Consider the following 734-nt stretch of genomic DNA (forward strand, 5'->3'; position numbering starts at 1 on the left):
AGCTGGGGAAGGACGGGCCAGTAACGCGAGCGTGCGGACACGACGGTCACGTCACTACGGCTCCGGACATGGCGCAGCGTCTCGCCGACGCCGATCCGGAAGAGGTTGTCGCCGAGGCGGTGCTTGGCCGGGCGGCCGGTGCGGCGCTCGTAGCGGTTCCGGGCGCGCTCGGCGCCCAGATAGTGCCACGGAGCCCACTCGTGGCCGCCCCAGGGCGAGTACCAGTTGGTGAAGGAGACATAGATCAGACCGCCCGGGCGGGTCACCCGGGCCATCTCGCTGAGAAAGGTGTGCGGATCGGCGACGTGCTCCAGCACATTGGAGGAGAAGCAGACGTCCGCCGCACCGTCGGCCAGCGGCAGCAGATAACCGTCGGCGACGACGGTGTCCGCGCGCTCGCCGGGGCCGATCTCGGCCGTGTCCGGTTCGAAGAGATAGCCGTGCGCACCGCGCCGGCGGAACTCCCGGGTGAAGTAGCCGTCGCCGCCGCCGATGTCCACGACGACCTTGCCCCGCACCGGACCGTGCCGCTCCACCTGGTCCGCGGCGTCGCGGGCCAGCAGGGTGTACGCCGTCGCCGGGTCGCCCTGCTCACGCATGAAGGCGCGGAACAGGGCGACCGAGCGCCGGAAGGAAGGGTCTTTCACGCGCTCGCACCGATCGCCGGGGCGTTCACGCCACTGGTCGCCTCGGCGGCGACCGCCATGAACTGCCGGACACTGCTGGTCCACCGG

General features: G+C 71.3%; 1 protein-coding gene. It reads right to left on the minus strand.

Annotated features, from left to right (window positions below):
- The coding region (locus K4G64_RS39440; protein ID WP_221760645.1) for a class I SAM-dependent methyltransferase at positions 1-647 on the minus strand (647 nt) is incomplete at its 3' end.
- Positions 648-734: the final 87 nt, after the last annotated feature.

This window comes from Streptomyces sp. WAC04114 (genome assembly GCF_019733245.1).
GTDB lineage: Bacteria > Actinomycetota > Actinomycetes > Streptomycetales > Streptomycetaceae > Streptomyces > Streptomyces massasporeus_A.